Genomic DNA, 6,500 nt, shown 5'->3' on the forward strand with positions numbered 1-6,500 from the left:
TTGAATCCGATTGTATCACTCGCACCTCATCCGTAGACCACCAGAGTGAGTCACCGCTATACAGGGACATGTGGAATTTGACCATATCTGTGTGACCTATCGATACACCTTGCTCATCGAAACTGAGCACCTTAAAGGGCAGGCCACTTCGCTCGAGTTCACTGTACCCCGGATGAGGATCATGACCACAGGCGCATAGCATACAGATGAATAAAAGAATAGAGGAAAGCCTCATCGGAGGGAGTGAAGTGTGATATCGTAGACCAGGGTCGATTTGAGTGGAATCTTGTTCAGGTCACCGGCCAGACCATAGGCCAGATGGGATGGCAATATGATCTTGGCCTTGTCACCAGCGCTCATGAGCTGAATGGCCTCATGTAATCCGGATTCCACATCGGATTGTTCCACTTTGAATGTACGGGTCTCCCCTTCAGGAGTCCGATAGCACTCCGTACCGTCCAAGAGATTCACCACAAAGCTTACTTCAGCGACCTGACCAGGTATAGCCTTTTGCCCAGCTACGGCCTCATATATCCATATGCGCAGACCTGTACCTGTAGAGTCCATGGGCCAATCTTTTTCCTGGATGTACGCTTCGATCGATTCTTTTTCTTGACCGGTCATCCGCTCGTTCATCTGGATCAACTGTTCCTCCATCTCCTGTGGGCTCAATTGACGGGTCTGAGGTTTCTCTTTACACGCCATCGCGGTTACTAGTGCTATCGATATGATACATAGTACTCTCATGCTGTAGGAAGTCCTTTGATGATACCCTCGATGATCTCAATTACCCTAAGAAGACCTTCTTCAGAACGCGCACCGGCCGCATTTTTATGGCCTCCTCCTCCGAAATATTCATTGGCGATCACATTCACATCCAGATCTCCTTTGGAGCGGAATGAGATCTTGACCACACCATCTTTCTCTGATGCCAATGCCGTGAACTTGACACCTGCGATACTCAGCCCATAGTTCACTAAGCCTTCTGTATCCCCTTTCTTGTAGTTGAATCTTTTCAATTCTTCTTTGCTCAAGGTGATATAACTGGCATTGTGTGCCGGAAAGTATCTCATCTTCTCACTCAAGGCGTATCCCAATAAGCGTAAGCGTTGTTCGGATTGGGTGTCGAAAAGCGCACTCTGCACTTCTGCACTATTGAGACCGAGATCGACCAATTCTCCAGCGATCCGATGCGTATGCGGATGGACATTGTACTTGAAAGATCCGGTATCGGTCACCAGGCCAGAATACACACAATGTGCTATGTCCATTCCTACGCGCTCTTTCTCTCCCATAGCCTCTATCAAGCGATAGACCAATTCACAGGTGCTGCTCGCCTGCGTCTCTGAGAATGTGACTACGAATTCATCGGCCGGATACAAGTGATGATCGATGACCACTTTGGGTGTCTCTGTGTTCATCAACACCTGCGACATGGGACCTGTGCGATCGCTCCGATTGAAGTCCATACAGAGGATCAGATCACTGTCGGCCATGATGCGATTGGCCTCCTTACCACTCCCTTCATAGATACGGATATCGCTCGCTCCTGGGATCCAGCTGAGAAAATCGGGAAAGGCATCTGGCATCCATACGCTCACCTCTTTGCCCAAGGAGCGCAGGAAGTGCGTAATGGCCATCGAACTCCCTATCGCATCTCCATCTGGAGAGCGATGACCTATGACCATGATCCGCGAGGATGTAGAGAGCAGATCTCTAAATGCATCTACTCTTTCTTGACTGAATACCATGCTGCGAAAGTATCTGCTTGATGGGTATCTCCATTGGCTTGTCTACAATGGATATAGCAGTACTTTTGCACCGCTTAAAAAACAGAATAGAAAATGGCAGGGAAAAGAACTTTTACGATGATCAAGCCTGATGCGGTCGAGAATGGTCACATCGGAGCAATACTTGAGAAGATCAATGGAGCTGGATTCATCATCAAGGCAATGAAATTCACGCAGTTAAGCAGGGTCGATGCAGAGGCCTTCTACGCAATCCATAAGGAACGTCCATTCTTCGGAGAACTGGTCGAGTATATGACTTCGGGTCCTATCGTTGCCGCCATCTTGGAAAAAGACAATGCTGTAGCAGACTTCAGGGAATTGATCGGTGCGACCAATCCAGAAGAAGCTGCTGAAGGAACCATCCGCAAGCTATATGCTGAGTCCATTGCGGCCAATGCGATCCATGGATCGGATAGCGATGAGAATGCGGAGATCGAAGGGTCATTCCACTTCGCTGGACGCGAGGTGTTCTGATTCAAGATTCAAGATATTTGATACAAGAAGAGGTCACCGACAGGTGGCCTTTTTTTATTCCGAGCGGGCCTGCTTCTTCTTGCCTTTCACCCCGAACATATTGTATAGGATACTCTGAACGATACTCAGCAGGATCGAAAAGCCCAAGGCCCACCAGAAACTGTGCACGCTGAATCCAGAGATCAGTGCATCACAGAGAAGGACAAGCCCAGCGTTGATCACCAGGAGGAACAATCCCAAAGTGATGATGGTTATGGGTATGGTAAGAAAGATGAGAATCGGCCGGATGAACGTGTTGAGGAATCCGAGAATGATGGCGACCAACAAGGCGCTCTGCCAGCTGTCTACCACGATTCCATTCAAGAGATAGGCCAGTCCGAAAACGGCCAAGGTGGAGAGTGCGATCTTAAGAAGTAGTTTCATTCAGCTAAAGGTACATATCCGATCACTTGCTCTTGACTTTCTTCCAATCCTTTAGCTGCCATTCCATCGTACCAGTGGCCACAAGATTCTGATCTACATCATAGAGCTTGACCGAGAATTCATCCAGAAGCAGTCCATCCCGTTCCAGTGGAGCCTTGACCTTCCGGTCGAACTCCTCTGCACTCATCCCGAAGGATGCGGTCACTTTACTTCTAGCCTGATAGTGATACTCGACATGGATACTCTTCATGATCAGCCGATATCCCCCAGAACTCGATTTGGATAGCAAGAAGAGTCCGGTGGTATACTCGGCCAATGTGGCCATCGCACAGGCATGGATGCCCTTCAGATGATTCAGGTTCTTCCTACGGAAAGGAAGCTCGGTCTCTACCAACTCATCGGTGATCCGGGTGATCTTGAACTTATGGGGAAGGTTGAAGGGGATCACTCTTAGGAGAGTGAAATTCAATTTCTTCAGACCCCATGCAGATTGCTTGGCTCCCGCCATCAATCGATCGAGAAGTTCGGCAGACTTCATACGATCTCTTCTTCCCTATCTAGTATCGCCTGGATGTCCGGCTTGAAATAGTCGGGTCCCTTCATGACCTTGCCATCTTCCCGATAGATCGGGATACCTCCAGGGCCAAGCTTGGACATATTGCTCCGTTGGATCTCTTCATAGATCGCTTCGATCTTGTGTTGAAGACCATGCTTGAGGATGGTCCCACAGAGGATGTACAACATATCTCCAAGAGCATCGGCCACTTCTATCAGATCACCGCTCTTGGCCGCGTCCAGATACTCCTCATTCTCCTCACGCATCAATTTATAGCGCAGGTCGATCTCTTCAGGAGGTAGTGAAACGGTGGGTGATCCGCTATTCTCGATACCGAATGCGTCATGGAAATCCCTCACGTGTTCAATGGTCTTCTCCAAGGTCAGTTTGCTCATCGGATTTTGATTTAAGATTAGAGTAAGGTACGAATTCCAAATCTCTAAATAAGCCCATGATCAGCGGAATTCAGATATTCACAGCACCAAGCAGGAGTGTTAACAAATATTAACAGCACAGCTAGACCACGACCTCTGCTTATCCGTCAATTTTGCGTGCATCAATCAGACGTTTTTATGGAAGAATCAGTGACATCCACCCAAACCGAACGATCGGGAGCTCCAGACATACAGGCGTTGACCGAACGCATTGCACAAGAAAGTGCATTTGTCGACCTCTTGGACCTAGAGATGGAAAAGGTCATCATCGGTCAGAAGGACATGGTCGGAAAGTTGCTTTTGGCCTTGCTTTCAAACGGTCACATACTACTTGAAGGTGTACCTGGATTGGCCAAGACCTTGGCCATCACGGCATTGAGCAAGTGCATCAATGTGGATTTCAGCCGCATACAATTCACTCCGGATCTACTACCTGCTGACCTGGTCGGTACCATGATCTATGATCAGCGCAATCAGGATTTCCTGGTCAAGAAAGGACCTATCTTCTCCAACTTCATCCTAGCTGATGAGATCAATCGTGCTCCCGCCAAGGTCCAAAGTGCACTACTGGAAGCGATGCAGGAACGTCAAGTCACCATTGGTCCAGAGACTCATACACTACCTGAGCCCTTCCTCGTATTGGCCACGCAGAATCCCATCGAGCAAGAAGGAACCTATCCCCTCCCTGAAGCCCAAGTTGATAGATTCATGATGAAGGTGGTGATCGGCTATCCGAGTCGCGAAGAGGAAAAGGTGATCATCCGCAACAACATCAGCGCCAAGCCCTATCCACAACCCAATAAGATCGTAGAACCGGCACAGATCCTAAAGGCCCGTCAGACCGTGCGTGAGATTTATATGGATGAGAAGATCGAGCAGTATATCGTGGACATTGTATTTGCTACTCGTGCTCCAGAGGACTACGGCTTGAAGAACATGAAAGACCTCATCTCATTCGGAGGATCACCGCGTGCGAGTATCAGTATGGCCATTGCTGCCAAGGCCTATGCCTTCACACAGCACAGAGGATTTGTGATACCCGAGGATGTACGCGGAGTAGCCGCTGATATCCTCCGGCATCGTATCGGCCTCACTTATGAGGCAGAAGCTGAGAATGTAACATCTGAAGACATCATCAAAGAACTTCTGAATCAAGTAGAAGTACCTTGATCATGGCCGATCGACAGCGCGATACGACCGACCTTCTCAAGCGCGTGAGGAGGATTGAATTGCGTACCCGTAGGCAATCCAATCAGCTCTTCAGTGGGGAATATCACTCTGCTTTCAAAGGGCGTGGAATGGCCTTCTCAGAGGTACGCGAGTATTCTCCCGGAGATGAGATCCGCACCATCGATTGGAATGTCACCGCTCGCACCGGGATCCCGCATGTCAAGATATTCGAAGAGGAAAGAGAACTCACCGTGATGCTGCTCATCGATGTGAGTGCCTCCGATGATTTCGGTACACAGGTGATGACCAAGCGGGATATGATCACTGAGATATCTGCCGTCCTTTCTTTCAGTGCCATTCAGAACAATGATAAGGTGGGTGTGATATTCTTCAGTGATCAAGTGGAGAAATTCATCCCTCCCAAGAAGGGCCGAAGCCACATCCTCAAGATCATCCGTGAACTATTGGATTTCAGACCCGAGTCCCGGGGCACGGATATCGGTGAAGCCCTACGCTATCTCAACAATGTGGTCAAGAAACGGAGTATCGCCTTCGTTCTCTCTGATTTCCAGGATAATTCCTATCGCGACCCATTGAAGATCGCCAGCAAGCGCCATGATTGTATCGCCCTCCAGATCTCGGATCGCAGGGAGATGGAGATGCCCGATATTGGTCTGGTCCAATTCCTGGATCGAGAGACCGGGGAAGAACGCTGGGTGGATACGTCATCCAAGAAAGTGAGGGAAACTTACCGGGACGCTTCTTTGAAAAATCAGCAAGCCCTGGAAGAATCCTTCCGAAAGGCCGGAGTCGATTTCGAGCGGGTATTCACTGATGGGGAATACATCTCGCCACTTATGAAACTATTCAAACGCAGATGAGAGGGTCACTGCTCGGAATAGCGCTGATGTGTGCAGGTATGTTCTCTGCTCAAGAAGTTCGTATCGATACCCGACTGGACACACTGGACATCCGTATCGGAGAGCAGACCACCTATCGTATCACTGCTTCTGGGGTTAATGACCCCTCCCTGCTACAATGGCCTCAACTGAAAGACACCTTGCACCGTTCTATTGAGATCGTTGAGAGTCTACCCATAGACACTCTTTCCCACGAAGAGACCTACACCTTGGAAAAAGCCCTGATCATCACCTCATGGGATTCCGGGTACTATGCCATTCGACCGCTTCCCATCACCTACGATGATGAGCTATTCTACACAGAGGCCATGCTACTGAGTGTCAACACGGTGCAGGTCGATACCACGGCAGCGCCTCTGGACATCAAACCGATCTATCACGAACCCTTTTCCTTCAAGGATTGGTTGAGTCTGAACTGGCCCTATCTCCTTATTGCAGCCATTCTATTACTCATTGTGCTCGTGATCCTGCGGTTGAAACGGAAGGGAACCGTAGATGTATTCGGACCGAGACCGGTGCCCGCGATTCCGATACATGAGCAGGCCTTGGCCCGACTGAAAGAACTCCGCGAGAGTCAAGCTCCAGAAACCTATAAGAAGAAGACCTACTACAGCGAGCTTACTGATACCTTGAGAGCGTACTTGGAAGGTCGCTATGGAGTGCCTGCATTGGAGCAGACCAGCAAGGAGATCATGCAAGACATCCGTTATAAGGGACTCTCGTCTGAAGATCA

Annotated in this window: 10 protein-coding genes; 4 read left to right on the plus strand and 6 right to left on the minus strand. The window is 49.3% G+C overall.

The window, feature by feature from the left end; all coding sequences use genetic code 11:
- From HKN79_00860 to HKN79_00870, 3 genes are all read right to left on the minus strand, one after another.
- A partial coding sequence (locus HKN79_00860) for a hypothetical protein (GenBank protein NNC82100.1) occupies positions 1-202 on the minus strand: 202 nt, incomplete at its 3' end.
- 29 nt (positions 203-231) lie between these two features.
- Complete coding sequence (locus tag HKN79_00865; protein NNC82101.1) at positions 232-747, minus strand: hypothetical protein; 516 nt, start codon at positions 745-747, stop codon at positions 232-234.
- Positions 744-1,751, minus strand: a complete 1,008-nt coding sequence (locus HKN79_00870; GenBank protein ID NNC82102.1) for a bifunctional oligoribonuclease/PAP phosphatase NrnA — start codon at positions 1,749-1,751, stop codon at positions 744-746. The genes HKN79_00865 and HKN79_00870 overlap by 4 nt, the downstream gene beginning before the upstream one ends.
- Positions 1,752-1,844: 93 nt before the next feature.
- Between HKN79_00870 and HKN79_00875 the strand changes: the two genes are divergently transcribed.
- Positions 1,845-2,264, plus strand: a complete 420-nt coding sequence (locus HKN79_00875; GenBank protein ID NNC82103.1) for a nucleoside-diphosphate kinase — start codon at positions 1,845-1,847, stop codon at positions 2,262-2,264.
- A 54-nt stretch (positions 2,265-2,318) separates the two neighbouring features.
- Here HKN79_00875 and HKN79_00880 read toward each other — a convergent pair whose 3' ends face one another.
- Genes HKN79_00880 through HKN79_00890 form a run of 3 tightly spaced genes read right to left on the minus strand, consistent with a single transcriptional unit; the run spans position 2,319 to position 3,623 of the window.
- Entirely contained in the window at positions 2,319-2,687 is a 369-nt protein-coding gene (locus tag HKN79_00880) for a phage holin family protein (protein ID NNC82104.1), read from the minus strand.
- Positions 2,688-2,709: 22 nt separating this feature from the next.
- Complete coding sequence (locus tag HKN79_00885) at positions 2,710-3,225, minus strand: DUF4442 domain-containing protein (protein NNC82105.1); 516 nt, start codon at positions 3,223-3,225, stop codon at positions 2,710-2,712.
- Positions 3,222-3,623, minus strand: coding sequence for a nucleoside triphosphate pyrophosphohydrolase family protein (locus HKN79_00890; protein ID NNC82106.1), 402 nt, complete (start codon positions 3,621-3,623; stop codon positions 3,222-3,224). Before HKN79_00890 ends, HKN79_00885 begins: the two co-directional genes overlap by 4 nt.
- 192 nt (positions 3,624-3,815) lie before the next feature.
- On the opposite strand from HKN79_00890, the gene HKN79_00895 reads away from it, so the two are divergent.
- The 3 genes from HKN79_00895 to HKN79_00905 form a co-directional block, all read left to right on the plus strand.
- Positions 3,816-4,847 (plus strand): MoxR family ATPase, encoded by a 1,032-nt coding sequence (locus HKN79_00895; GenBank protein ID NNC82107.1) that lies wholly within the window; start codon positions 3,816-3,818, stop codon positions 4,845-4,847.
- A 2-nt stretch (positions 4,848-4,849) separates the two neighbouring features.
- On the plus strand, positions 4,850-5,728 hold the full coding sequence (locus HKN79_00900) for a DUF58 domain-containing protein (protein ID NNC82108.1): 879 nt from the start codon (positions 4,850-4,852) through the stop codon (positions 5,726-5,728).
- Positions 5,725-6,500, plus strand: a 776-nt coding sequence (locus HKN79_00905; GenBank protein NNC82109.1) for a hypothetical protein, incomplete at its 3' end; no start/stop codon positions are given. The genes HKN79_00900 and HKN79_00905, both read left to right, overlap by 4 nt.

The organism is Flavobacteriales bacterium, from assembly GCA_013001705.1.
Classification (GTDB): domain Bacteria; phylum Bacteroidota; class Bacteroidia; order Flavobacteriales_D; family JABDKJ01; genus JABDLZ01.